This window comes from Dyadobacter sp. (genome assembly GCF_017744695.1).
In the GTDB taxonomy this organism is placed as follows: Bacteria; Bacteroidota; Bacteroidia; order Cytophagales; family Spirosomataceae; genus Dyadobacter.
On sequence record NZ_JAGIAS010000013.1, the window covers coordinates 14,976 to 40,392 of the forward strand.

Annotated in this window: 21 protein-coding genes; 11 read left to right on the plus strand and 10 right to left on the minus strand. The window is 47.8% G+C overall.

Going from position 1 to position 25,417, the window contains the following annotated elements; all coding sequences use genetic code 11:
- The first annotated feature begins 94 nt into the window (after positions 1 to 94).
- Together J7619_RS31540 and J7619_RS31545 are read left to right on the plus strand one after the other, a co-directional pair.
- Positions 95 to 1,165, plus strand: a complete 1,071-nt coding sequence (locus J7619_RS31540; RefSeq protein WP_291208705.1) for a sensor histidine kinase — start codon at positions 95 to 97, stop codon at positions 1,163 to 1,165.
- 2 nt (positions 1,166 to 1,167) lie between these two features.
- A complete protein-coding gene (locus J7619_RS31545; protein WP_291208908.1) occupies positions 1,168 to 1,899 on the plus strand; it encodes a LytTR family DNA-binding domain-containing protein in 732 nt (243 codons plus the stop codon).
- Between the two features lie 64 nt (positions 1,900 to 1,963).
- On the opposite strand, the gene uvrA is transcribed toward J7619_RS31545, so the two are convergent.
- Positions 1,964 to 4,816: an excinuclease ABC subunit UvrA gene (uvrA, locus tag J7619_RS31550; RefSeq protein ID WP_291208708.1), complete on the minus strand. Its 2,853-nt coding sequence runs from the start codon at positions 4,814 to 4,816 to the stop codon at positions 1,964 to 1,966.
- Between the two features lie 325 nt (positions 4,817 to 5,141).
- Here uvrA and J7619_RS31555 point away from each other — a divergent pair, with 325 nt between their 5' ends.
- The 3 genes from J7619_RS31555 (at position 5,142) to J7619_RS31565 (ending at position 10,512) form a co-directional block, all read left to right on the plus strand.
- A complete protein-coding gene (locus J7619_RS31555; RefSeq protein WP_291208711.1) occupies positions 5,142 to 8,459 on the plus strand; it encodes a TonB-dependent receptor in 3,318 nt (1,105 codons plus the stop codon).
- Positions 8,460 to 8,517: 58 nt separating this feature from the next.
- Positions 8,518 to 10,236, plus strand: coding sequence for a RagB/SusD family nutrient uptake outer membrane protein (locus J7619_RS31560; RefSeq protein ID WP_291208713.1), 1,719 nt, complete (start codon positions 8,518 to 8,520; stop codon positions 10,234 to 10,236).
- 111 nt (positions 10,237 to 10,347) lie between these two features.
- Complete coding sequence (locus tag J7619_RS31565) at positions 10,348 to 10,512, plus strand: hypothetical protein (protein WP_170118904.1); 165 nt, start codon at positions 10,348 to 10,350, stop codon at positions 10,510 to 10,512.
- Here the strand turns inward: J7619_RS31565 and J7619_RS31570 are convergent.
- The 4 genes from J7619_RS31570 to J7619_RS31585 are packed head-to-tail and all read right to left on the minus strand — an operon-like array spanning position 10,509 to position 12,931.
- Positions 10,509 to 11,117, minus strand: coding sequence for a YigZ family protein (locus tag J7619_RS31570; protein WP_291208716.1), 609 nt, complete (start codon positions 11,115 to 11,117; stop codon positions 10,509 to 10,511). The genes J7619_RS31565 and J7619_RS31570 overlap by 4 nt on opposite strands.
- Positions 11,107 to 12,294, minus strand: coding sequence for an MFS transporter (locus J7619_RS31575; protein WP_291208718.1), 1,188 nt, complete (start codon positions 12,292 to 12,294; stop codon positions 11,107 to 11,109). The genes J7619_RS31570 and J7619_RS31575 overlap by 11 nt, the downstream gene beginning before the upstream one ends.
- Positions 12,295 to 12,331: 37 nt before the next feature.
- A complete protein-coding gene (locus J7619_RS31580) occupies positions 12,332 to 12,490 on the minus strand; it encodes a hypothetical protein (protein ID WP_291208721.1) in 159 nt (52 codons plus the stop codon).
- A gap of 3 nt (positions 12,491 to 12,493) precedes the next feature.
- Positions 12,494 to 12,931: a DUF6934 family protein gene (locus J7619_RS31585; RefSeq protein ID WP_291208723.1), complete on the minus strand. Its 438-nt coding sequence runs from the start codon at positions 12,929 to 12,931 to the stop codon at positions 12,494 to 12,496.
- A 112-nt stretch (positions 12,932 to 13,043) separates the two neighbouring features.
- Between J7619_RS31585 and corA the strand changes: the two genes are divergently transcribed.
- Together corA and J7619_RS31595 are read left to right on the plus strand one after the other, a co-directional pair.
- Entirely contained in the window at positions 13,044 to 13,988 is a 945-nt protein-coding gene (corA, locus tag J7619_RS31590) for a magnesium/cobalt transporter CorA (RefSeq protein ID WP_291208726.1), read from the plus strand.
- A gap of 384 nt (positions 13,989 to 14,372) precedes the next feature.
- Positions 14,373 to 15,359, plus strand: a complete 987-nt coding sequence (locus tag J7619_RS31595; RefSeq protein WP_291208729.1) for a glycosyltransferase family 2 protein — start codon at positions 14,373 to 14,375, stop codon at positions 15,357 to 15,359.
- On the opposite strand, the gene J7619_RS31600 is transcribed toward J7619_RS31595, so the two are convergent.
- On the minus strand, positions 15,346 to 16,323 hold the full coding sequence (locus tag J7619_RS31600) for a glycosyltransferase family 1 protein (protein WP_291208731.1): 978 nt from the start codon (positions 16,321 to 16,323) through the stop codon (positions 15,346 to 15,348). The genes J7619_RS31595 and J7619_RS31600 overlap by 14 nt on opposite strands.
- Before the next feature lie 101 nt (positions 16,324 to 16,424).
- The gene (locus tag J7619_RS31605) at positions 16,425 to 17,219 is read right to left on the minus strand and encodes an FkbM family methyltransferase (RefSeq protein ID WP_291208734.1); all 795 of its coding nucleotides are present in this window, start codon (positions 17,217 to 17,219) and stop codon (positions 16,425 to 16,427) included.
- Between the two features lie 265 nt (positions 17,220 to 17,484).
- On the opposite strand from J7619_RS31605, the gene J7619_RS31610 reads away from it, so the two are divergent.
- On the plus strand, positions 17,485 to 18,480 hold the full coding sequence (locus J7619_RS31610) for a ribonucleoside-diphosphate reductase small subunit (RefSeq protein WP_291208737.1): 996 nt from the start codon (positions 17,485 to 17,487) through the stop codon (positions 18,478 to 18,480).
- A gap of 90 nt (positions 18,481 to 18,570) precedes the next feature.
- On the opposite strand, the gene J7619_RS31615 is transcribed toward J7619_RS31610, so the two are convergent.
- On the minus strand, positions 18,571 to 19,023 hold the full coding sequence (locus tag J7619_RS31615) for a regulatory protein RecX (RefSeq protein ID WP_291208740.1): 453 nt from the start codon (positions 19,021 to 19,023) through the stop codon (positions 18,571 to 18,573).
- A 121-nt stretch (positions 19,024 to 19,144) separates the two neighbouring features.
- Here J7619_RS31615 and J7619_RS31620 point away from each other — a divergent pair, with 121 nt between their 5' ends.
- Positions 19,145 to 19,960 (plus strand): metallophosphoesterase, encoded by an 816-nt coding sequence (locus tag J7619_RS31620; RefSeq protein WP_291208742.1) that lies wholly within the window; start codon positions 19,145 to 19,147, stop codon positions 19,958 to 19,960.
- A gap of 365 nt (positions 19,961 to 20,325) precedes the next feature.
- Positions 20,326 to 21,546, plus strand: coding sequence for an FAD-binding oxidoreductase (locus tag J7619_RS31625; RefSeq protein WP_291208744.1), 1,221 nt, complete (start codon positions 20,326 to 20,328; stop codon positions 21,544 to 21,546).
- Between the two features lie 24 nt (positions 21,547 to 21,570).
- Here J7619_RS31625 and tyrS read toward each other — a convergent pair whose 3' ends face one another.
- The gene (tyrS, locus tag J7619_RS31630) at positions 21,571 to 22,866 is read right to left on the minus strand and encodes a tyrosine--tRNA ligase (protein ID WP_291208911.1); all 1,296 of its coding nucleotides are present in this window, start codon (positions 22,864 to 22,866) and stop codon (positions 21,571 to 21,573) included.
- Between the two features lie 173 nt (positions 22,867 to 23,039).
- On the opposite strand from tyrS, the gene J7619_RS31635 reads away from it, so the two are divergent.
- A complete protein-coding gene (locus J7619_RS31635) occupies positions 23,040 to 24,797 on the plus strand; it encodes a discoidin domain-containing protein (RefSeq protein WP_291208748.1) in 1,758 nt (585 codons plus the stop codon).
- An 11-nt stretch (positions 24,798 to 24,808) separates the two neighbouring features.
- On the opposite strand, the gene J7619_RS31640 is transcribed toward J7619_RS31635, so the two are convergent.
- Positions 24,809 to 25,390, minus strand: a complete 582-nt coding sequence (locus J7619_RS31640; RefSeq protein ID WP_291208751.1) for a Uma2 family endonuclease — start codon at positions 25,388 to 25,390, stop codon at positions 24,809 to 24,811.
- Positions 25,391 to 25,417 lie beyond the last annotated feature (27 nt).

Here is a 25,417-nt window from a genome sequence, read left to right on the forward strand (position 1 = left end):
CTTTGATCGATTGAAATAGGGGATTTCGTAAATTCCCCGTAAGATTGCAGCGATGTGTTGCGTTCAAATCACATTGAAACTAACTAATTGCTAAATGGATACGCGTACTGCCCGGAAATACCCCCCGTTATTCCTCCATTTACTGGGATGGAGTTTTCTGGCCCTGTTCTTGATGTGGCAACCCCTGAGCTGGCAGATCGAGTTTCCAATGAGTTTCTGGATCAAACAAGCCGTGCTGTTCTCGCTGCTCATTGCGATATTCTATCTGAACTACTATTTCTGGTTTCCGAAATTCCTTGCCAAAAACAAATACTCCCGGTTTATCCTGTTCAATATCGTGTCGGTGGTGATGCTGGCGGTGATTACCGAGCAGGTGAAGATCGCGATCAATCATGGGGAGCAGATGGACCGCGCTTTTAAGCTGGCGCGGGAAGCCAATGGCGACAAGAAACGGCACGACCGCCTCGACTACTTCGCATTGCTCACAGCCCTGATGATCATCGGGCTAAGTACCAGCGTAGCGGCTGTGCGCACAGCACAACTCGACAAGCAATACCGCCAGAACCTGGAAAAGGAAAAAATCAATTCCGAACTCTCGTTCCTGAAGGCGCAGATCAACCCGCATTTCTTTTTCAATACCCTGAATAACATTTATGCACTCACTGTGATCGACGTAGAGGCCGCGCGCGAGGCATTGCACAAGCTCTCGCGTATGATGCGCTACGTGTTGTACGAAACGCAGCATGGTACTGTTATGCTTAGCCAGGAAATCGCGTTTGCACAGGATTATATTCAGCTGATGCAGCTCCGCCTGACCGACAAGGTTACCGTGCATCTCGATCCGCCGAATCCACTCCACGACGTTTCTATCGCACCCATGCTATTCCTGCCCTTTATTGAAAATGCATTCAAACATGGCGTAAGTGCGGTTCAGCCCAGCCGGATCGACATTCAGATCCGCCAGGAAGGACATAAGATTTTTGTGGAAGTGAAAAACACACTGTTTACCGACAAAAGGGCTATTCTGGATGAAAGTAATGGCATCGGCCTGGCCAACACCCAGCGCCGCCTCGACTTGCTTTATCCCGGCAAATACCAGCTGGAGGTAAACGAAAACAAGGAGGAAAAAGAGTTTGAAGTACACCTGGAACTGGAAACGGCATGAGCATCACATTGGAATGCATCGCCGTCGACGATGAACCGCTGGCGCTTGGACTGGTATGCGCATTTATCGAAAAAACGCCGTTCCTGAATCTGGCTGGCAGGTATTCCAGCGCCGTGGAGGCATTGCAGGTGATCAACAGCAAGCCTATCGACGTCATTTTTCTGGATATTCAAATGCCGGACCTGACGGGTATCGAGCTCGCAAGAGTGCTTGAAAAAGCCGGTAACAAAGCCCCGAGGATCATTTTTACAACCGCATTCAACCAATACGCGCTCGATGGTTTTCGCGTAGACGCCATTGACTATCTCCTAAAACCCTTTAACTACGAAGAGTTCCTCCGTGCCGCATCGAAAGCGCAGGCGTATGTGGAGCTGGTACAAAAGGCCTCGTCGGCCGGTTCTTCGGAGCCTAAGGACGAGTACTTATTCCTGAAAGTGGAATACCAGCTGGTACGGATCGCCTATGACGACATTCTGTACACGGAGGGACTCAAAGATTATGTGAAAGTCCATCTCAAATCGGACCCGAAGCCTGTTCTCTCGCTCACGAGCCTGAAAGCATTGGAAGAGAAGCTGCCTGCTTCCAAGTTTATGCGTGTTCACCGGTCGTTCATCGTCAATCTGGATAAAATCAGTGCGGTAACCCGAAACACCATTCAGATCGGCCCGACTTCCATTCCGGTAAGCGACCAGTACAAGGAGGCATTCAACCAATTTTTGAGTAAATGGATGTAAAAAATCCCGCGCACGCATTCGTCCGCGGGATTTTCCACTTTTAACTGTCTCGGTTGCGGGCCTGTTATTTCAGTTCTTCCTGTAAAAAATAGCCGGTAAAGCTGCCTTTCACCTTCGCCACTTTCTCTGGCGTTCCTTCCGCGATAATGCGGCCGCCTTGCGCGCCACCTTCGGGGCCTACATCTATAATATAGTCGGCTACTTTGATCACATCGAGGTTATGCTCGATAATGAGTACCGTATTCCCTTTTTCCACCAGCTTATTCAATACATTGAGCAGATGGCGGATATCCTGGAAATGTAAACCGGTGGTAGGCTCGTCCAGAATATACAATGTCTTTCCGGTATCGCGTTTCGATAGTTCTTCCGACAGCTTCACGCGCTGCGCCTCGCCGCCGGAGAGTGTAGTGGCATGCTGGCCGAGTGTGATGTATCCCAGGCCAACGTCATTCAGCATCTGCACTTTGCGCAGCAATCTCGGCTGGTTTTCAAAGAACTCCAATGCCGATTCAACCGTCATATCCAGCACATCCGCAATAGATTTGCCTTTGAAACGCACTTCCAGCGTCTCCCGGTTGAAGCGCTTGCCTTTGCAGGTTTCGCAATTGACGTGCACGTCGGGCAGGAAATCCATTTCGGTCTTCTTCATTCCCGCGCCTTCGCAATCCTCGCAACGGCCCCCTTTCACATTGAATGAGAAACGACCGGGTTTATAGCCGCGGATTTTCGACTCGGGCAACTCTGCGAAAAGCGTCCGGATATCGGTGAACAGGTTCGTATAAGTCGCGGGGTTCGAGCGCGGTGTGCGGCCGATCGGTGACTGGTCTACCTCTATGACCTTGTCTATATGTTCGAGCCCTTCGATGGATTTGTAAGGAAGCGGCTCCCTCCTCGATCGATAAAAATGCTGGTTCAAAAGCGGGAACAGCGTTTCGTGGATCAGCGACGATTTACCGCTACCGCTCACACCTGTCACACAGATCATCGTTCCGAGTGGAATGGATACGGAAACGTTTTTCAGGTTATGTCCCGTACAGCCTTTCAGCACAATGGACTCGCCTTTGCCTTTCCTACGTTTTTTGGGCACCTCTATGGTTTCCCGACCGGCCAGATAATCGGCCGTGAGTGAACCGTTTTTAAGAAATTTCTCCGGCGTGCCCGCCCCTACCACACTTCCGCCGTGGCGTCCCGCGCCGGGGCCGATGTCGAGGATATAATCCGAAGCGAGCATCATATCCTTATCATGCTCCACAACAAGTACCGTATTGCCCAGATCGCGCAGGCTTTTGAGCGAATTAATGAGCCGCACATTATCCCGCTGGTGCAAGCCAATGCTCGGTTCATCCATAATATAGAGTACGCCCGTCAGCTGCGTACCAATCTGCGTCGCCAGTCGAATGCGCTGCGCTTCACCGCCCGATAGTGTTCTCAGCGCGCGGTTCAATGTCAGGTAATCCAATCCCACATCGAGCATAAACCCGACGCGTTTCCGGATTTCCTTCAACACCTCATGACCGATTACCCGCTGCTTTTCTTCCAGGCGGTCTTCCAACCCTATCAGCCATTCGGCCAGTTCTCGGATATCGCTATCCGCGAGTTCGGCAATGTCTTTTTTATCTATTTTAAAATGCAGGGATTCCTTCCGCAGGCGCTTGCCCTTGCATTCGGGGCAGGTTTGGGTCACCATGAAATCTTTCAGCCAATCCTGGATTTTTTCATTACCCGATTCCTGCTGTCTCTTTAAAAAGTTGATAATCCCATCAAATTTGGTCTCCCATTCGGTTCCCGGGTATTTCTTCGAAGGAACCGGGACTGCTTCTTCACTGCCATACAGCACCAGTTTCAATGCCTCTTCGGGAAATTTTTCGAGCGGCGTAGTGAGCGTGATTTTGTATTTCTTTAACAAAACCTCCAATTGCTTGAATATCCACGCTTCACGGTATTCGCCCATCGGCGCAATGCCACCGCGACTAATACTTAAAGACTTGTCCGGAATAATGGAATCCTCAGTGATTTCCTCAATAATGCCCAGCCCCTGACAAGTAGGGCACCAGCCATAAGGCGAGTTGAACGAGAATGCATTCGGCGCCGGATCGTCGTAACTGATCCCCGACTCCGGGTCCATGAGGTTTTGGGAAAAATAATGGGTGTTCCCTTTGGCATCGAGCACCATCAATGCGCCCTTACCTTGTTTAATGGCCGTCGCTACCGACTGGCTCATCCGGTACCTCGATTGCGGGTCTTCCTCCTCTTTTTTCGGGATCACGCGGTCGATCACAATTTCGATATCGTGGACCTTGTAACGGTCGAGCTGCATTTTGGGCGTGATGTCCTGTACCTCCCCGTCGACGCGTACTTTCGTATATCCCAACCGGGCAATCTGCACGAAAAGCTCGCGGTAATGCCCTTTACGGCCTTTCACAGCTGGCGCCAGCAACACAATTTTCTGGCCGAGGAACTGGGTCATGAGCTGGTTCACAATCTGATCCTGCGACTGCTTGATCATCCGCCTGCCTGTCACGTACGAGTACGCCTCGCCCGCACGTGCGTAGAGCAGACGCAGGAAGTCGTAAATCTCCGTCACCGTGCCTACGGTTGAACGCGGGTTCCGGGAAGTCGTTTTCTGCTCGATGCTGATCACCGGCGAAAGGCCGCTGATCTTATCGACATCCGGCCGCTCCATTTCGCCGATAAAACCGCGCGCATAAGAAGAAAAACTCTCCATATACCTGCGCTGCCCTTCGGCATAAATCGTATCGAATGCAAGCGACGACTTGCCGCTGCCGCTGATACCCGTCACTACCACGAGCTTGTTACGCGGGATAGCTACATCGATGTTTTTGAGATTGTGTTCCCGGGCGCCCTGTACCTCGATGAGGTCCTGTTCTGCCACTTCGAGGCCATTTAAATATTCCAAAGTCCTGATGGTAGTTTGTGAGTTAGTCTGTAAATGAAGTTGTAATTGTGATAACCACAAAAGTACGCTTTGAGTTGCAAATTTTCTCACGCGCAGCTACTTGCGTATACTATTTAGAGATTGGTTTTTTCCAAGATGCCGGTGCATCATGCAAACGATTGCAGAATAAGATTTTTCAAAGAAAAGGCACTTTGTAACCAATAGTTTATTTATAAAAATTATAAGAATACTTCAAATATAGACACTCCGATACAGCGCATCATTCAGTATTTAACAGTATATTGACATTTAATAGTACATTATTAACATTAGCCCAAACGCATCTATGAACAAAAATTTACTAGTCCCGCTTTTCCGGGTATTTACGATGATGTTGCTCGTCTTTTCAGTCCAACTATCCTATGCCCAGGATCGCCAGGTGAAAGGCAAAGTTAGTTCCTCCACAGATGGAGCTGGCCTGCCTGGCGTAAACATACAAGTCAAGGGAACAACCACCGGAACCGTCACCGACGCGGATGGTAACTTCTCTATCGATGTCAAAAGCAGTGATGCGGTACTTGTTTTCTCCTCTATCGGCTTTTCTAAGAAAGAAATTCAAGTGGGTGCACAAACTACCCTTGATGTAAAGCTGGAAGACGACATTAAAAGTCTCAGCGAAGTGGTGGTAACCGGTTATGGAACGCAATCCAAGAAGGACATTACAGGTGCGGTAGCCACACTGGACGCCAAGCAGCTACTAAGCACCCCGTCTACAAACCTTGGACAGGCTTTGCAGGGAAAGGTTGCCGGGGTGGTAATCGGAAATGAGAACAGCCCGGGTGGAGGTGTTTCCGTGCGTATCAGGGGTTTTGGAACGATCAATGACAACTCGCCGCTGTATGTAGTGGATGGGGTGCCAACGAAAGGCGTTGGAGCCAACGGCGTATCCAATACACTCAACACACTGAACCTCAACGACATTGAGTCCATGCAGATTTTGAAAGATGCTTCCGCCGCTTCCATTTACGGTTCACGCGCAGGGAACGGGGTTGTCATCATTACGACCAAAAGAGGAAAAGTAGGTAAACCTGTCTTCACCTACGATACCTACTACGGCACGCAACGTCCAGGCAAACTGCTAGATATGCTTAACACCGACCAATATGCGGCGCTGACCTGGGAGTCAAGAATCAATACGTTGAACCTCAGCAAGCTGGTTGACGGTGCATTTCCAGCAGGGACTACGTTGACTTACCCTGTCCACGCCCAGTTCGGCAATGGCGCCACTCCAAATATCCCGGATTACATTTTCCCTTCCGGTGTATACGACAAAGATCCGAAAGTAGCCCAGGACGCTAACGGGAATTACATCAATTATAGCACAGATGTCAACAACGCCAATTTCAACAAAACCAAGTGGCTCATTACCAAGGCCAATAAGGAGGGAACCAACTGGCTTAAGGAAATCTATAAGCCCGCGCCTATCCAGAATCATCAAATAGGTGTTTCCGGCGGATCCGAGAGCGGCCGCTACGCCATGTCGCTTAACTACTTCAACCAGCAGGGGTTAATGATCCATACGAGCTTCAAGCGTTACTCTCTTCGCTCAAACACCGAGTTCAATATCAACAAACGCGTGAGAGTAGGTCAGAATTTCCAGGCAGCGTACGCAGAGCGGATTGGCCAGCCTAACGGAAACAACGCAGAGAGTAACCCGACGTCATTCGCCTACCGCGTTCCACCGATCGTTCCCGTATATGACGTGGCGGGAAATTTCGCGGGAACCAGGGGAACGGACATCGACAACTCTGTAAACCCCGTGTCGTTGTTGTACCGGAACAAAGACAACAAGCAAAAAGAAGTCAGACTGTTCGGAAATGCTTATGCAGAAGTTGACATTCTCAAAAACCTGACGGCTAAAACCAGCTTCGGGATTGACTACAACCTCTACAATTACCGCAATTATGTTCCCCGCGACATCGAGTCGGCCGAAGCCAGAAGTACCCAGAGCCTGACAACCACCAACAATTACGAATGGACATGGACCTGGTATAACACGCTGACTTATAACCTTACCTTGTCGAACATTCATAAACTAAACATCATTGCTGGTACTGAATCCATTAAAAACTACTATGAGAACTTCGATGCAACCCGTACCAACTTCCTCGTGGATGCATTGGATAATCAATACCTGAGTGCGGGTACCGGTGTGCAAACCAACAATGGCGGCGCAGCCAACTGGCGCCTGGCATCCGAATTCGCCCGGGCCAGTTACAGCCTCCACAGCCGTTATTTATTGGATGCGACTGTCCGCCGTGACCGGTCGTCCCGATTCGCCTCTGCCAACCGGGTAGCCTATTTCCCTGCGGTTAGCGCCGGGTGGGTACTTTCGGACGAGAGCTTTCTTAAACCTACCGGCACATGGCTTTCCTATGCCAAATTGAGAGTAGGCTGGGGACAAACAGGTAATCAGGAAATCGGTAACTATAATTCGTTTACGCAATTCGCTACAAACCCCGCGCTATCGTTTTATGACCTGAATGGCGCCAAGACCTCTTCTATCGCTGGCTACGAGCTGATTCAATTTGGTAACCAGAAAGCGAAATGGGAAACGACTACTTCCACCAACATCGGTCTGGATGCGGCTTTCCTGAAAGGCAAACTTGACCTGGCCATCGACTGGTATACCCGTTCTACAACAGATATGTTGTTCCCTGTTGCACCTCCTTTGACTGCCGGCGTGGCCGCATCGCCGTTCCGAAACATCGGTTCCATGAGAAACCGCGGTGTAGACCTGGGCTTGAACTATAATGGCAGCACTTTGGATGGCGAGCTGACTTATTCTGCCGGAATTAATTTCAGTACTTACCGAAACGAGGTGACAAAAACCAACGGCGATCCAAACACCCAGTACTTTGGTATCAACGACGAAAGGATCCAAAATTTCGTCGTTACCCAACAGAACTATCCCATCTCTTCCTTCTTCGGCTACAAACACGCGGGGATTTTCCAAACAGATGCAGAAGCGAAAGAAGCACCTAAAAACAATCTGGGCTCCAATGAAAACCGGGCAGGTCGTTTCAGATTCGTAGACGTGAATAACGACGGGGTAATCGACACCAAGGATCTTAGTATTATCGGTAATCCTCACCCCGATTTCACTTATGGTGTCAATTTGAATGTTAATTACAAAGGTTTTGGACTGACTATTTTCGGCGCCGGCGTACAGGGGAACGAGATTTTCAACTACACCAAGTACTGGACCGACTTCCCGACTTTCTTCGGAAACAAGAGCACACGTATGCTGAACGAATCGTGGAGACCGGGCAAAACCGATGCTATCCTTCCTCAGTTGAATTCAAGCGACCAGGTCAGTATCCTTCCTTCCGATTACTACCTGGAAAAGGGCTCGTATTTCCGATTCAAGAACATCCAACTCACCTACTCGTTGCCCAAAACGCTGTTATCCAAAATCGGATTGGGCCCTTGCAGGATTTACGTACAGGGACAAAACCTGATCACCTGGACCAAATACTCCGGAATGGATCCCGAGGTCAACCTGCGTAACTACGGCGCTGGTAATGACCGTCAAATTGGTGTCGACGGCGGCTCCTACCCTGCATCCAAGCAGTACATCATGGGCTTGAATATCAGCTTCTGATTTCCTGCTAATGCGGAGAAATGGTAACAGTCTTTAATCCAATTCAACTTTAAAGAAGATGAAAAAAATTACACTTATAATCTCATCCATCGTGCTCGGAATACTCAGCTCATGCTCCGACTCGTTCCTGGATGTTCAGCCCAAAGCAGCGCTCAGTTCGACCATTTTGCAAAATAAAACGGGTGTCAATGCATTGCTGACAGGCGCATATGCACTGCTGGATGGCTGGGCCACAGCGGAAGGCGCTTATAGATCATACAATGTTGGAGCCGACAACTGGGTGTATGGCAGCGTCGCTTCCGATGATGCCCACAAGGGGACCAATGCGGGCGACCAACCACCTATTTCATTGATCGAACAAGGCAATATTGCTGCCGACAATATCTACTTCCGAGGAAAATGGAGGGGAATGTATGATGGGATAGCCCGTACAAACGACGTTCTACAGAATCTGGCAAAAGCAACCGATTTTACGGACGACGAGCGGAAACAGGTTATTGCAGAAGCCCGCTTTCTTCGTGGGAACTATCATTTTGAGCTGAAAAAGATGTTCAATATGGTTCCGTACATCGATGAAAAGACATATGATCCCAATGATCTCGAAAGCACAAAAATTCCGAATACCACGGACATTTATCCCAAAATAGAAGAAGATCTGAGCGCTGCTTATGAAGTATTGCCTACTTCTCAATCGCAACCAGGCCGACCCACAAAATGGGCCGCCGGCGCATTGCTAGCGAAGGTTTATCTGTTTCAGAAAAAATTCGCGGAGGCCAAAACAATCTTAGAAGCAATCGTAGCGAGCGGAAAATATCGCCTGGTAGATAAGTACCATGATAATTTCCAGGCTTCTACCAACAACAATGCGGAATCTATTTTTGAAGTTCAGTATTCTGTAAATGATGGGGCTGCCGGGGGCGAAAATGGGAACATTGGTTCTACATTGAATTACCCTTATGGTGGCGGCGCATTTACGACATGCTGCGGATTTTTTCAGCCATCTTCTGATCTGGTAAACACGTTCAAGACCGATGCCAACGGTTTACCGCTTTTAGATACTTATGGTGATACAGACATTCCAAACGACCAGGGAATCGAGTCTACTGCTGACTTTACCCCCTACAAAGGCAATCTGGACCCTCGCCTTGACTGGACTGTCGGCCGCCGCGGAATACCTTACCTCGACTGGGGCATTCACCCGGGTAAAGCATACATCCGCGATCAAGCTTATGGAGGGCCGTATTCACCCAAAAAGCACGTCTCACACAAGTCGGATCCGTTCTTTGCATCAAACAACCGCCTGAATGCAAACAATTTCCGCATGATCCGGTATGCCCAGGTTCTGTTGTGGCTTGCCGAAATCGAGGTAGAAATAGGAACACTGGAAAAGGCACGTGGATATGTTAATCAGATCCGGGCAAGAGCTGCAAGACCGGAAGGCTTTGTTAAAAATGCCGATGGTACACCTGCCGCCAACTACGTAATCAAAGAGTACACCACTGCCTGGACCGACCAGGCGTTTGCCCGCAAAGCAGTACGCTTTGAAGAACGTCTCGAATTGGGAATGGAAGGAAACCGTCGTTTTGACCTCGTACGCTGGGGAATAGCCGCTGAAACAATGAATGCCTATTACGCCGTCGAAGGTACCAAGCGCATCTATCTGAAAGGTTCCCAATTTGTAAAGGGAAAACACGAGTACTTCCCCATCCCTCTTCAGGAGATATTGAACAGCCAGGTTGGAGGAAAGGCTACATTAACACAAAACAACGGCTACTAATGCCGGCATAACCCACTAACGCACCCCAAAAGAGCCGGCCTTCGTGCCGGTTTTTTTGTGCATTGCAGAACAATGAAATACTTTTGAGAAAACATTTAAATACCTGCGATCATGAAAATCACGAACGAAACAGAATATGAAAAAGCCTCTGAGCGGGCCGACGAGATATTCGATGCAAAAAAAGGCACTCCTGAGGAAAAAGAACTGCAAGAACTCCTGAAAGCAATTAAAGAATACGAAGACGATTTTGTGCGAATGCTTCGTGAAAATAACTAGTCTTCCAGTTCGACAGAAAGCCCTTCCACTTTTTCCGAACGCGTCATAAACCGCTCGACGAGCGTGGAGCGCACTTCTACCTCCATGATACATTGCATCTCAAATGCTTGCACACGCACGGGCAGCTCCATTTCTTTCACGATCCGCATGACGTCGTTCATTTGCGGATATTGGAACGACAACCTGTAAACACTGAAATAGTGCCGGGTGACAATTTCAGCTGCGTCCAAAGCCGCTTCGGTAGCGGTTTTGTAGGCGTTGATAAGCCCCGGTACCCCGAGCAACGTTCCTCCGAAATACCGCACCACCACCACCAATACATTCGTAATATTTCTCGAATATAATGTATTGAGGATCGGGCGCCCCGCGGTTCCCGATGGCTCACCATCGTCACTCATTCGGTAGCTCATCCTGTCTGCGCCCAGGCGGTACGCGTAGCAATGATGAACTGCTTTGGGATGCAATTCATACAACTCATTCAGAAACGATTTGGCTTGCTCGTCATGCGTTATAGGATAGGCATAAGCCAGAAATTTACTTCCCTTGTCCTTAAAAAAGCCTTCCACCGGAGCGGCAATGCTTTGGTAAGTATCGTCAAATAACACGGGCTCTTCGCTTTTTGAATTGATAAATAATTACGGTGTATGAAAGCGCCGCGAATGCAAACGCAGCCATACAGAAAAACACGAGCGGAAGATTTTCCCGCTGATTTTCAAACAATTCCGCAGACAGGAACGCACCCAGGCCAATACCTGCTTCCAGGGAGATGAACATCGTTGCAATGGCACGCCCGCGATTATGATCACCACTCAGGTCGACTGTCCAGGCCGAAAGCACCGGTGAGAGAATGCCCATCGCTATCCCAAAGAATGCTGCGCCCGTGAGAAACATCACCACGGATTCGGCAAAACCGGTCAGGATCATCGCCAGTATCAGAATAATGCATCCCACGATCGTGACCGGCATACGGCCATGGCGATCGGATATTTTACCGGCAAACAGACGTACCATGATGGACGAAATCGTAAACATCATGAAATACAGGCCCCGGTTCTGCAAGCCCAGATAACCGCTGAAATCGGGCGTAACCGTAGCTACCGCGCCGAAGCCGAAATAGCAAAGGAATGTAATCAGTGCCGGACTAAACACATCGGGCTCGAAAATATCCCTCCTGGTGATCTGAAAAGATTTCAAACTGAGTTTTTGCTTTTCCTGCAATGTCTCCTTCATATTCAAAAGAATCGCAATGGAAAGGAATGCCAGCAATGAAGATGTATAGAAAAGGGCATTCAAGGAAAACTCCTGGCTGATCATGCTCCCGATCGCCGGCCCAAACGCGGAACCGACGCTCATGCACATGCCATGGATGCCCATCGCCTCTCCGCGTCGATTGATGGGTACGATATCCGCGACATAAGCCGCTGTGCCTGTTGGTTTGAAACCCGTCGAAAAACCATGTACCAGCCTGAGCAACAGAAACGGCATGACCGTCGTGAAGATCGGATACAAAAAACCGCATACGAAACATACCAACGAACCGAAAGCCATCACAGGCACACGCCCGACGCGGTCGGTAAGTCGCCCGCTGAACGGCCTGGAAAGACCTGCCGTTAAAGTAAACAAACCGATGATTGCCCCTTTGTATTCGGCCCCGCCCATGCTTGAAAGATAGGCAGGAAGCTCGGGGATCAGCATATTGAAGCTGGATGAGAAGAGAAACGAGCTGAGGCCCAGCAACCAGAACTGCGTCGTCAATATTCCGGGAGAAGCTGTATTTTGCATCACGCAAAAATACGACACTTTCCAGAAAGAGCGGAATTTACTTATAGTATTCGTCCAATGGCTTCTTCAACGTTCCCAGCACTCGCCTGGCCTCCTCCATTTTGCGGATCATGAACGGGTCGTCGCGATGACTTTTTAGATTGGGATTTATCTTAATCTTAGATAAATCTACCAATGGTTTTGGGTCGTTTTTCATCTTCTATAATTTTCTTTTCACAATAAAACCCTCAAAATTAACTCCTTGTCGAAACGCAATTCTTTCACCTTCTGTAATTCCATCCACCTCGAATACGTTCGACCAGTTTTCGATGTCTCGGCTTAGAATGGCTCGGTAAAGACGGTTCCTCGCCGGTGAATTCCCTGAGAAGTAAACACGTCTAGTGGGATATTTTTCTAAAAAAGTCAAAACCACCTGCACAACCGTCGCCAGAACCTTCTCCATATCCCCATTATTGCTGACAACAGAATCGTTAAGCCGTCCATGGCTATCGATATCACCGAAGGCCAGATTGAATGTACCTATCTCTATTTCGTCAAACTCCACAATCTTGGGAATTGTGCATCCCGATGAACAACTTTCAAACCAAAAGTACAGGTAATCGGCCGAAGCCTCGAACTGATAAAATTTCTCTTTCACAGCGTGTGTATTAAAAGAATACAAGTTAGCTTTAACCGTCGACCGCTCCAAGCCAATGCAGCACCGATGAACGAACGGTAAAGCGTACGGATTTTTTCCCCAACTTTAACCCATGGTACGCATATTCTATAAGGAAGGTAAAGTCATTAAGCGCGAAAACGATATCCGGGAGTTGGGAAAAGTCCCAAACCTCGTATGGGTGGATTTACAGTCTCCCAGTGCGGAAGAGGAGGAATGGGTAGAAAACAAGTGCAATATCAGTTTTCAGACGCCCCAGGAGATCGTGGAGATTGAAAGCAGTTCACGTTTTTTTGAACAGAACGAAACGATCAACGCCAACTCTAACTTTCTAAAAATAGAGCGGGAAGGTTACGAAACGTATCCGGTCTCCTTCATTCTGCATCAGAATGTGCTTTTTACCTACCGCCGGGGCGATTCGAAAACGTTCGCCGACACCGTTAAAAAAATGAAAGTGAGCCCCGAAAGTATACAAGGCGGGGTCGATTTTATGCTTTTGCTCCTCGAAACGCGCATAGAAGCGGACGCGGACGCGCTGGAAGGCATTTCAAAAGATATTTCGGCGATCAGTAAGGACCTTACCCACGAGCAAAAAACGCGGCAGGAGGTCCTGATCCGCATCAGCGGATTGCAGGAGATCACCATGATGCTCCGCGAGACAAGTATCGACAAACAACGCGTACTGTCGGGAATCCTCAGAAGCCAGTATTTCCCGGAGGACCGCAAGGAACACCTGCGCATTATCCTGAAAGACATCAACTCGCTTCTCGAATATACCACCTTCAATTTCGAGCGACTCGAATATCTTCAGAACACCTTCATGGGTCTGATCAACCTCGAACAGAGCCAGGTGATCAAGATATTCACCGTGGTGACGATCATCTTCATGCCGCCGACGCTCATTGCCGGTATTTTCGGCATGAATTACCAACACATACCCTCTACCGGTGAGCCCTGGGGATTCTGGCTTTCGCTGCTGCTGATGGTATTCTCATCCCTCGTTGTGCTTTGGTTTTTCAGAAGAAAAAAATGGATTTAGAAAAGAATTTGGTTCCATCAGCCATTTTTTCTGATGATTATACGTTTTGGGTATAATTTTAATGTAATCTTTATTGTGGTGGGAGAATACAATAATTTTTTCGCCATAGTGTTAGTATAGAAGTTATATTTCGGCGTCCAGGTTTTATGCCCGGTGTAACCAACCCTCTTCCAACCATTTCCCTAACAGCAGAGTCATAAGTCCAGGCGGCGTAGTTTCCGCAAACGCTGGCTTGATATTTGTATAAAAAGTATCCGCAAGGGTATGGAAATGAGCTATATAATTTCACCAAAGGAGAAGATCATGAACGCCATCCTGTTACAAGGAAGTAGTAAAGAATCGGGTATTGAAAAAACGCTCAACTAACTTGATAACCGATTGTATATGAAAAGTATATCAGTAGTAATTCCCAATTATAACGGGAAACACCTGTTCGAAAAATATTTTGAGCATAATTATAAAGTTCTTCAACAACTCGAAACCAGTGTTCAGATTATCGTAATTGATGATGCATCTACGGACGAATCTGTTGCATATTTACAAGAACATTACGCCGGCAAAATCACACTGATCTGTAAAGAAACCAATTCCGGATTTTCGGAGACTTGCAATATCGGCATTCAGAATGCCACCAATGACCTGATCTTTCTTCTTAATACCGACGTAACCCTTGAACCCGGTTACATGGAAAAACTCTATAAGTATTTTGAATTGGAGGATACTTTTGGTGTAATGGGAAGGGTCATCGGAATGAATGATGATTTGATTCGTGAAGCCGCGAGAGAGCCTAAAATTTCGGGAAGAAAAATAAAGTCTTCGGACTTCTTTCATTTGCAAAATATCAATGCATTTACACCAACGTTTTATTTATCAGGTGCAATTGCATTAATGGATACCCAAAAGCTCAAAGCAATTAATGGGTTTAATGAAATGTTCAACCCCTATTATGGCGAGGACCAGGAGCTTTCGATCAGGGCCTGGCGATTGGGATGGAAATGTTATTATGAGCACGATGCCGTTTGCCGGCACGAGGTGTCTGCCAGCACCAAAAATCATAACCACAAGAAAGCCATCAAAAGAATCCATTTCAGAAACCGCTATTACGTGCATTATCTGCACCTGCAAGGAATGGATCTAAAACTATGGCATTTGCAAATCCTGCTTTGCGATGTATTGCTGGGGCTTCTGACACTGCAATTCTTTAAGGTGGAAGCCTATTGGGATTTCTTCAAAAACCGAGGTAACCTGCAAGCGAAGAAGGTAGCTTTTAACCGGGAAATGAAAAAACATCAGTCGGATATCGGCATTATCGATGTGATCAATAATTTCCGGATGATGCTGAAATACCAGCAGGTAATTAAACTGAATTAGCAAGGCTTCGATACAAGTCGAGGTATTCCGAAGCTGCCCTGTCCCAGGAAAAGAATCTGGCCCGTTCGCGGATTCTTTCCCTGGGTTTTGTTTTATTATAATCTTCCAGACTGGCATTCAACACATTGCGCATATGCTCAGGCTCGAAGTTATCGAAATAATAGGCACAATCCCCTCCGATCTCCGGCAATGACGTGCACCGCGACAGGATCACAGGCTTACCATAGTACATCGCCTCGATAACCGGCAATCCAAAACCCTCCGCAATCGATGGAAAGACGAAAGCAGTACAGTTATTCAGGTACCATTTCTTGTCATTCTCCGAAACAGGGCCTGTAAAAACCAGCCTTTCGAGCACGTTCAGCTTCTGCGCTTCACGGATAATGGTCTTCTTATATTCCTGGCTGCTTTCGATCCCTGCAATGACCAGTTTGAAGTCATTCCCCACCAGCAATGCCGGCAGTACATGAAAATTCTTCTTCCCGACAATCGTCCCGATCGTGAACAGGAACGGCTGCTCGACAGGTTTTTCAGGAGCATTAATAACTCCGGTATCATCGATATTGCAGCCATTATAAATCACCGATGTCGGCTTGTCACCCAATTCAATGTATTTTTTTAAATCATCCAGTACATAGTGGGATATTGCAACGATATGATCGGCCCGGTCAATTTTCAATTGTAACCTGTTCAGGTATTTACTGATTCGCTTTTCGGATCTATTTCCGTCATAGAGGAAATTCAAATCATGTACCGTTAAAACAACAGAAACCTTTTTCCCGAAAGGATAATACCTGGAACCCTGGTAGGTACAATGCCAGATATCAACCGCTTTGGTATCGGGAAAAAACAGTTTGTGAATAAAATGCTGAGAAACATAATTGGCATTTTCTCCGAAAGCATGTTCAGCCGAAGTGGGCAAATAAAAGGCAATCTTTTCCTTGTCGTCTCCTACCTTTTTCAAAATAGAATTCCCTAATTGAAGGCAATAGTGATAAAGCCCGGTATGAGGGTGCCTCATCCTCTCACAATCAATCAGAATTCTTTTCAACATAAAATGATTATTCATTTTTTGCACGCTTCCAGTGCATAACAAAAACCGTTGATGGGCGCATAACTCACATTATAACCCAGCTCGCCGAGATACCGGCTAAATGTATTTACATTAAACTGACTATCAATATCGTGCACTTCAATCAGCATTCTTTCCACCCGGCGCATTTCCTCACGGGGCGTATTCAAAACAATATCATATTCACTTCCTTCACAATCCATTTTCAGCAAATCAATTTTCGCTTCCGGAATATTGGCCATTATCTCCGAAAACGAAATGGCCGGGATCCACAACTCCTTTGTATTTTCAGTATTAAAACCTTTTAACGAAGAAGCGACGACCTGATTATCTTCCGTGTCCTGTGCGTATAACCGCAACATTTCACAGGGTAACCCTGTCACGGCAAAAGGATTGATGATCACGCTTTTATCAAACCTGCGATTGGAGGATGCAACAGAACGCATTCGTTCGATATTACTGCTCAGAGGCTCATATGCATAAATTTGGGCATTCTTTGTTTTAGATAAAAGCAATATATCAAAAAAACCGGCGTTTGCACCGATATCGATCACCAACGGATCATCAGGCAATACGCGCATCAGCGCCCCGATGTTGTATACGTCGGCCATAAATATCTCCTTGAATACCTGATGAAGGCTGGCAGGGACCTCAAAGCGAAGCTTGTTGGGTTTCGTGACAAAATGTAGCGTCCTGCCACGATCGCGGAATTTGTCGAAGATGTATTCGAACGGGTTACCGATGTTCCGGAACAAATTGACATATCTCCTCGGGCCTGCAACGGGCATAGCTTATAAAATTTACCTGTATGGAGTAATTTCGGGGTAGACATCCAAAGCACTGCCCCATTGCATTATACCCACTACCTCATTCGCATCAGGTTAATAATGTGCAGGTGCATCGGTTCGCTTTTCCTGCGGCTTCATGTCTCTCACATTGTTTGATTTTTAGCCCAAAGCGTGTAGCTTTGTTTTCTTCCGGCCCGGCTGTCAGAGCCAACGGCAAGTACTAACGTTATATAATTCTGATCCCCGTAAAATACTCTAATTAACTATGTCACAAGAACTTACCAGACAGGAACCCCTGTTGACCGAAGATCCTTTGCGGTTTGTTTTGTTCCCCATCAAACATTCCGATATATGGGAAATGTACAAACGTCACGAGGCTTCGTTCTGGACGGCCGAGGAGATCGACCTGTCCCAGGATATGAAGGACTGGGAGAACCTGAATGAAGGAGAAAGGCATTTCATTTCCCACGTACTGGCATTCTTTGCGGCATCAGACGGGATCGTCAACGAAAATCTGGCTGTCAACTTTCTTAGCGAAGTGCAATATGCAGAAGCAAAATGCTTCTACGGTTTCCAGGTAGCGATGGAGAATATCCACTCCGAAACCTACTCGCTGCTGATCGACACCTACATTAAAGATCCGGTCGAAAAAGACAGGCTGCTGCGTGCGATCGAAACGATTCCTTGCGTACAGAAAAAAGCCGAATGGGCATTGAAATGGATCAATAGCCCTGTATTCGCAGAGCGCATCATCGCATTTGCGGCCGTAGAAGGAATTTTCTTCTCCGGATCGTTCTGTTCGATCTTCTGGTTGAAAAAGCGCGGCCTGATGCCCGGACTTTCATTCTCCAACGAGCTGATCTCCCGCGATGAGGGTCTCCACTGCGAGTTCGCATGTTTGCTGTACACCAAGCACATCCTGAACCAGTTACCGCAGGAGCGCGTAATCGAGATCATGCTGGATGCGGTAGCGATCGAAAAAGAATTTGTGAGCGAAGCACTTCCGGTATCATTGATCGGTATGAACGCCGATTTGATGAAGCAATACATCGAATATATCGCCGATTTCTGGCTCGAAAGACTCGGTTGCCCGAAACAATTCGGTTCAGCCAACCCATTCGACTTCATGGAACTGATCTCGCTTCCAGGCAAGACTAACTTCTTCGAAAAACGCGTAGGCGAATATCAGAAAGCGGGCGTGATGAGCGGTGTGAAGGATAAAGAATCCGCACACAAGATTTCGTTCGACTCAGATTTCTAAACCGATTTGTCATGCTGAGCGGAGTCGAAGCATATGCGCCGACGCCGCTACCTTCGACCCCGCTCAGGGTGACAATACTGGTAATTACATTTATAACTCTCCTATTTCCTTCCATACCAGCTCGCTTTCATAACCCTTTCCCAGCGCAAACCTGGCCAGCTTTTGTTTCAATTTGAAAGGATCGGTCTCCGTTTTTGATAACAGATTCCGCTTCTTCGAAAGCAACTCCCGCAGACCGGACACATAATCCTCGTCGCCGATCTCGTTCATTCCTTTTTCAATGCTGTAAGTGCTCAGTCCGCGACGGTTCAGCTCCTGTCTGATTTTCATACGGCCCCAGTTCTTGACCCTGAATTTGCCTCCTGCATAGGTTTTCGCAAAGCGTTCCTCACTCAGGTAATTCATGGCAATCAGCTCGGCGATGATTTCATCTGCCTCGTCACCCCACACGTTCCATTTTTTCAGCCGCTGCTTCACCTCGTCCTGCGTACGCTCCTGGTAGGCACAATAGGAAGCTGCTTTTTGCAGAATAAGCCGGTCCATGTATTCAGGTTTTTATTAAATATGCTTAACAATGTACAAGATTAAGGAAATATCACGGACGAATAACTATTTTTGGAAGCACAAGAAACCCCTATTCCAGTTCATCCCAACCCTTTAAACCATGACTTTCCAGAGACGGTCTTTTCTTAAACTTCTACCTGCATTATCCGGAATCACTTATTTATCGGAACCCGCCAAAGCACAACCGGCGGCCAACATCGCACTTCGGTTCATCGTCGCTTCCGACGGGCACTATGGGCAGCCGGATACGGAGTTCAAGGCCTTTCATGCCGATCTGGTAAGCTGGGTAAACCGCGAAAAGCTACAAAAAGGCGTTGACTTCCTTTTCCTGAACGGCGACCTCATCCACGACGACCCTACCTTGCTTTACGATTTCAAGAATGCGATATCGAACCTGAGCGTGCCTTATTATGTCAGCCGCGGCAACCACGACAAAGTTGGGCTGGATGTGTGGCAGAGCACCTGGGGGTATCCCACCAATCACAGCTTCGCGAAAGGAGAATACGCGTTCGTGGTAGGCGACACTTCTAATGAGAAAGGCGAGTACATATGTCCCGATGCGTCCTGGCTCCGCAACGAAATCGCCAGGTACAAGGACAAAAAAGGCATTTTTATTTTCCTCCACATTACCCCGGCCAAATGGACGACGCACGGCATTGAATGTAAGGAGGTAATTGATCTTTTCGAAAATACACCGAACGTTAAGGCGATCTTCAATGGCCACGACCACGACCAGGACAGCACGAAAATGTACGGCAAAAAGCCCTATTTCTTCGACGGCCATTTCGGGGGCAGCTGGGGAACCGCTTACAAAGGCTACCGCATTGTCGAGATCTACAATGACCATACCTGGCAATCGTACCAATATAACCCTACCGCTGCGCCGGTTTTGAATACGTTTTCCGGGAAGGAGTGAAGTCGATGTGGGTCACATTCGCTTTTTTATCGGTACACATCGGCTGTTGACATTTATTACGGTGCGCTGCACCTTTAAACCTGGGAAACGCAACCATTTCCACAAGTATTTCGGGGCTCTGCCCCTTCTTGCACTCCCGCGCACAAACGATATGCCAATGGGTACACCGTACCGTAATTTAGTTTGGATTTTATGATCATTTCGATAGTGTGTTATAGTAAATAAAATGTAGGAAAATCTTACAACTTGTTCGTTGTTTATTTTCAAAAGTAAAAAAGATAATTAAACCTGAAATACCTCTTCTCCCAAAACGCCCTGGTACAGAATTTTAGCCCTAAGAGTTATTCAGTCAACAAAAACACTCGATGGATCTACTCAGTGGGCAGCCTCATTGGTTTTACAAAAACGGGGCGATGCATTCTTACCCTGCTTTATCAGAAAACCTTACAGCGGAAATTGTGATCATGGGCGGCGGCATTACCGGCGCACTGTTGGCCTGGTATCTCACGCAGGCCGGGTTTCCGGTCGTAGTGCTGGAAAAACGGCATATTGGAATGGGCAGCACATCCGGCTCCACGGCATTGCTGCAATACGAGATCGATACCATGCTGACCGATCTGATCGGGATGGTCGGAGAGAAACATGCCGTGCGCAGCTATTTATTATGTGTGGAGGCCATTCGCAAAGCCCGCGAAATTGTTGATTCATTGCAGGTCAAAACGGATTTCTCGTTGGTTAAAAGCGTCTATTACGCATCGAAAAAAGATGACCTCCCTCTGTTGGAAAAAGAATACGAGGCAAGAAGAAAAATTGGCATCGATGTGGACTGGTGGGATCAGGCTGCATTACGCTTCCATTTCCCCGGTATCCGCAAAAGTGGCGCTATCCTCTCGCACGATGCCGCGCAGGTAGATGCATACGCGCTCGCACACGCACTCTTGCAGGAATGCATCCACAAAGGCGCACGTGTATATGACACCGTCGAAATCACCGATATCCAACATGAGCCGGGCGGCGTTACATTGGTGTTGGATAATGGAAATATTGTCAAAACGAGGAAACTGATCGTTGCCGCAGGTTACGAATCACAAAAGCTGATATCGCGTAACTTCGTGCGGCTGCATTCGTCCTACGCGATCGTCAGCAAACCGATGCCCGACCAAAAGGAGCTTTGGTATGAAAATGCATTACTCTGGGAAAGTGCGCGGCCGTATCTGTATATGCGTACAACTGCAGATAATCGTGTGCTGATCGGCGGTAAGGACGAGATGTTCCAAAGCGCGATCAAGCGGGACAAACTGCTTTACCAAAAGTCCAAAGAACTGGAAAAGAATGCGAGAAGTATGTTTCCGGATCTGCCGTTTGTGACCGATCACGCGTGGTGCGGAACGTTTGCCGAAACGAAAGACGGCCTTCCGTTCATTGGCGGGGTGAACGAGCACCCTAATACCTGGTTCGCGTTGGGATTTGGAGGGAACGGCATTCTTTTCAGCATCATCGCCGCCGGGATTATCACAGACCTTATCGCAGGAAAGAAAAATAAAGATGCCGCTATTTTCAGCTTTGAACGGCTTGGCAAGACTTAATCTGCTGCCAAGCCGTTCGAAACATTATATTACCTTAATCAGGTGATTTTTCTTACCCTTTGAAATCAGCAAGAATTTGTTTTGAAGCAATGCGAAATCGCTCAGCGGTTGTTCCGCCGAAGTCACTTTCGATTTGTTCACACTCACTGCATTCTGTTGGATCGCACGGCGCGCCTCGCCTTTGGAAGCATACACTTCGCCGCGGGTTACAGTCGAAACGAGATCGGTAATGTTCGCACATTCGTCCCATTCGGTGCGTGTGATTTCTGTCTGAGGTACACCGTCGAAAATCGTATCGAATTCATCCACTTCAATGCTCTGGAGTGTTTCCAATGTCGCTTTACCATACAACACCTCCGAAGCCTTCAACACCAGATCGTATGCTTTTTGCGAGTGAATGCGGATGGTCAGTTCGGACGCCAACACCTTTTGCATAATGCGTAAATGCGGTTCGGCAGCGTGACTTATTTCCAGCGCTTCAATTTCCTCCCGCCCTTTCAGCGAGAACACACGCAGGTAACGCGGCATGTCGTCATCACTCTGGTTGAGCCAGAACTGGTAGAACTGGTAAGGTGAAGTCCGCTCGGGATCGAGCCAGATGTTACCGCCTTCACTTTTCCCGAACTTGGAACCATCGGCTTTGGTAACGAGCGGGGTCGTCAATGCGTAGGCTTTGAAATAGCCTTCGTCGTCGCCTTCCTTACGGCGGATAATCTCCGTACCCGTCGTAATATTCCCCCATTGATCCGAGCCGCCCATTTGCAGCCGGACATTTTTGGTTTTATATAAATGATAAAAATCGTAGCCCTGCAAAAGCTGGTAGGAGAACTCGGTGAATGAGATACCGGTTTCCAGCCGCTTTTTCACAGAATCCTTCGACATCATATAGTTGACGCTCAGATATTTACCCGCATCTCGCAGAAACTGCAAAAAGCCAATGTCTTTGAACCAGTCGTAGTTGTTCACCATTTCAGCCGAATTTTCACCGGAATTGAAATCCAGGAATGATTCGAGCTGCTTGCGGATACCTTCCTGGTTGATACGCAAGGTATCTTCGTCGAGAAACGATCGCTCTGCCGCTTTGAAAGAAGGATCGCCGATCATTCCGGTTGCCCCTCCAATCAATGCAATAGGCTTGTGCCCCGCGCGCTGGAAATGCACCAGAAGCATAATGGTTGCGAGGTTACCGATGTGCAGCGAAGGAGCCGTCGGGTCGAAGCCGATATAACCGCATGTCATCTCCTTTTGAAGTTGCTCATGTGTTCCCGGCATCATGTCGTGCAGCATGCCCCGCCAGCGTAGTTCCTCTATAAAATCAATCGCCATTCTAAAAAACTGTTGCTTATTTCAAAATCGACCGCAAAGGTAAAGGTTATCGGTTTCAAAACTTCTTAAAGACGCGATGCTTTTGCTTGCCGAAAGGATTATTAATCCAAAAACAGGTAGTTTTGTAAGATTAAAAGAATAATCTGCATCCTATCATCAGCAAAATCATGTCGTTACGCACATTCGGAATATTATTTGGAATACTGGCCGGCTTCCATTCAATGAAGGCCATCGCCCAGACGACCTATTGTAATCCGATGGATATCGATTACAAATACAACTTCGAGCATCTCAACGACAATATCAGCTACCGTTCCGGTGCCGATCCGGTAATCATTAATCACAAAGGCGAGTATTTTCTTTTCGTCACGATCTCGGGTGGTTACTGGCATTCCAAAGACATGATCAACTGGAAATACCTGACGGCCAACCGCTGGCCGTTCGAGGACATGTGCGCGCCCGCGGCGGTTTCGGTACGCGACACATTGTTTTTATTCCAATCCACCTTCGAATCTCGACCGATACTGTACTCCGTTGCGCCTGAAAAAGGTATCTGGGAATTCTATAATCGCTGGACGCCCCGCTTGCCGAAGGACATCGGCCCCTGGGACCCGGCCTTGTTCCACGACCCGGACACCGACAAATGGTACATGTACTGGGGCTCCTCGAATGTATACCCGATTTTCGGTTCCGAGCTGGATTATTCCAAACGGCTTGCATTCAAGGGGCAGTACCAGTCCATGTTTTGGCTAAACCAATATGAACACGGCTGGGAACGCTTCGGGCCAAACCACTCGGATCCTTTCAAGCCATTCACAGAGGGCGCGTGGATGACCAAGCATAAGGGCAAGTATTACCTGCAATACGGCGCGCCGGGCACGGAATATAATGTGTATGCCAATGGCACCTACGTCGGCGATCAGCCGCTGGGGCCATTTACCTACGCACCTTACAACCCTGTTTCTTACAAACCAGGTGGTTTTGCGACTGGCGCAGGACATGGCAATACATTCCAGGACAACTTTGGCAACTACTGGAACACCGGCACTTCGTGGATCGGCCTGAACTGGGCCATGGAACGCCGTATTGTGCGCTATGCCGCCGGATTTGACAAAGACGGGCAAATGTTCGCCAACACCCGTTTCGGCGATTTTCCACACAGAATGCCTACTAAAACCTGGACCGGCAAAGGCGACGAGCTCTTCACCGGCTGGATGCTGCTCTCCTATAAAAAACCAGCAACTGCGTCGTCCACGCTCGATACAATGGTGGCACAAAAGATCACCGACGAGAACCCAAGGACATTCTGGGCCGCAAAACAAAACAAACCGGGCGAAACGCTGACGATCGATTTACAGACCGAACAGGAAATTAAAGCAGTGCAAGTCAACTACACCGATTACAAGTCCGACATTTTCGATAACAAGCCTGAGGAAGTCTACACACAATTTAAAATCTGGACTTCGAAAGATGGTAAGAAATGGGAACTCGCGAGCGACCTCACAAAAGAGCCCAAACGTGATCGCCCATGCGCCTATATCGAGCTTGCAGCACCCGTGCGCGCGCGATACGTGCGTTACGAGCACGTGTACGTAGCTTCACCGATATTGGCCATCAGCGAATTCAGGATTTTTGGAAACGGGTTCGGGAAAGCCCCGCAAACGCCCGCAACCTTCACGGCCGTCCGCCAGAAAGACGCGCGCAATGCAGATTTGAAATGGGAAAAAGTACCCGGAGCCGTTGGTTACAATGTGTTATGGGGTATAGCACCCGACAAGCTATACCAAACCTACCAGTTCTGGAACGACGAGCCGAATACCTTCGAACTTCGCGCGCTGAACGTAGGAGTTCCTTATTATTTCGCCATTGAGGCTTTTAATGAGAATGGGGTATCGGTGGCGAGTAAGGTGGTGGCTGTTCAATAACGCAGTCGAAACTACTCTTCCGGCACGAACTCGATATTTTCGTAGATTGATTGAAGGCTCATTTCGAAATCGAATGCTTCGAGGCGCACTACGTCTTCGGAGTTACTAAAAGTGTGATAAGTCCAGAGATCTGTTCTTTCCAATCTGGAATACAAGCTGACGTTGTAATCGTATTGAGAAACCAGCAGATAGTATTGCAGAGAAGGGATTATTTTGTATTGTTTCAGTTTAAAAATGCTATCGCAGTGCTCCGATGTTTTGGACATTACTTCAACCAGAACAGTAGGATGTCTAATAATATAGGTTCCGGAAATGTCACTTGGAGCACATGTGACTACTACATCGGGATAGGGGTAGTAGACGCTCGAAACCTCAACTTTTACATTCTCCGAAAATACGTCGCATCGCTTGGATAAAAAGTGACTGCCTAGCAGGTTCCTCACTTTTCCCACTATTCTGTTGTGGTTCAAAGTTGTCCCTGCCATCGCGTAAACTTCGCCATTGTAGTACTCATGACGAATTTCGCTTCGCTTTTCCAACTCGAAGTACTCTTCGACCGTCATTTTCTGTTCAACCAGCTGTGCGTGTCCCATATTGTCATCGATTAAACAACAATTTAC

What these genes read in the sequence shown, in the direction of transcription:
- J7619_RS31580 (WP_291208721.1), bottom strand. Translation starts at nt 12,490, where the DNA reads ATGAAAAACGACCCAAAACCATTGGTAGATTTATCTAAGATTAAGATA.
- J7619_RS31615 (WP_291208740.1), bottom strand. Translation starts at nt 19,023, where the DNA reads ATGGACCGGCTTATTCTGCAAAAAGCAGCTTCCTATTGTGCCTACCAG.
- J7619_RS31555 (WP_291208711.1), top strand. Translation starts at nt 5,142, where the DNA reads ATGAACAAAAATTTACTAGTCCCGCTTTTCCGGGTATTTACGATGATG.
- J7619_RS31635 (WP_291208748.1), top strand. Translation starts at nt 23,040, where the DNA reads ATGTCGTTACGCACATTCGGAATATTATTTGGAATACTGGCCGGCTTC.
- J7619_RS31620 (WP_291208742.1), top strand. Translation starts at nt 19,145, where the DNA reads ATGACTTTCCAGAGACGGTCTTTTCTTAAACTTCTACCTGCATTATCC.
- J7619_RS31575 (WP_291208718.1), bottom strand. Translation starts at nt 12,294, where the DNA reads ATGCAAAATACAGCTTCTCCCGGAATATTGACGACGCAGTTCTGGTTG.
- J7619_RS31640 (WP_291208751.1), bottom strand. Translation starts at nt 25,390, where the DNA reads ATGGGACACGCACAGCTGGTTGAACAGAAAATGACGGTCGAAGAGTAC.
- J7619_RS31565 (WP_170118904.1), top strand. Translation starts at nt 10,348, where the DNA reads ATGAAAATCACGAACGAAACAGAATATGAAAAAGCCTCTGAGCGGGCC.
- J7619_RS31540 (WP_291208705.1), top strand. Translation starts at nt 95, where the DNA reads ATGGATACGCGTACTGCCCGGAAATACCCCCCGTTATTCCTCCATTTA.
- J7619_RS31595 (WP_291208729.1), top strand. Translation starts at nt 14,373, where the DNA reads ATGAAAAGTATATCAGTAGTAATTCCCAATTATAACGGGAAACACCTG.
- J7619_RS31605 (WP_291208734.1), bottom strand. Translation starts at nt 17,219, where the DNA reads ATGCCCGTTGCAGGCCCGAGGAGATATGTCAATTTGTTCCGGAACATC.
- J7619_RS31560 (WP_291208713.1), top strand. Translation starts at nt 8,518, where the DNA reads ATGAAAAAAATTACACTTATAATCTCATCCATCGTGCTCGGAATACTC.
- J7619_RS31625 (WP_291208744.1), top strand. Translation starts at nt 20,326, where the DNA reads ATGGATCTACTCAGTGGGCAGCCTCATTGGTTTTACAAAAACGGGGCG.
- J7619_RS31610 (WP_291208737.1), top strand. Translation starts at nt 17,485, where the DNA reads ATGTCACAAGAACTTACCAGACAGGAACCCCTGTTGACCGAAGATCCT.
- corA (WP_291208726.1), top strand. Translation starts at nt 13,044, where the DNA reads ATGGTACGCATATTCTATAAGGAAGGTAAAGTCATTAAGCGCGAAAAC.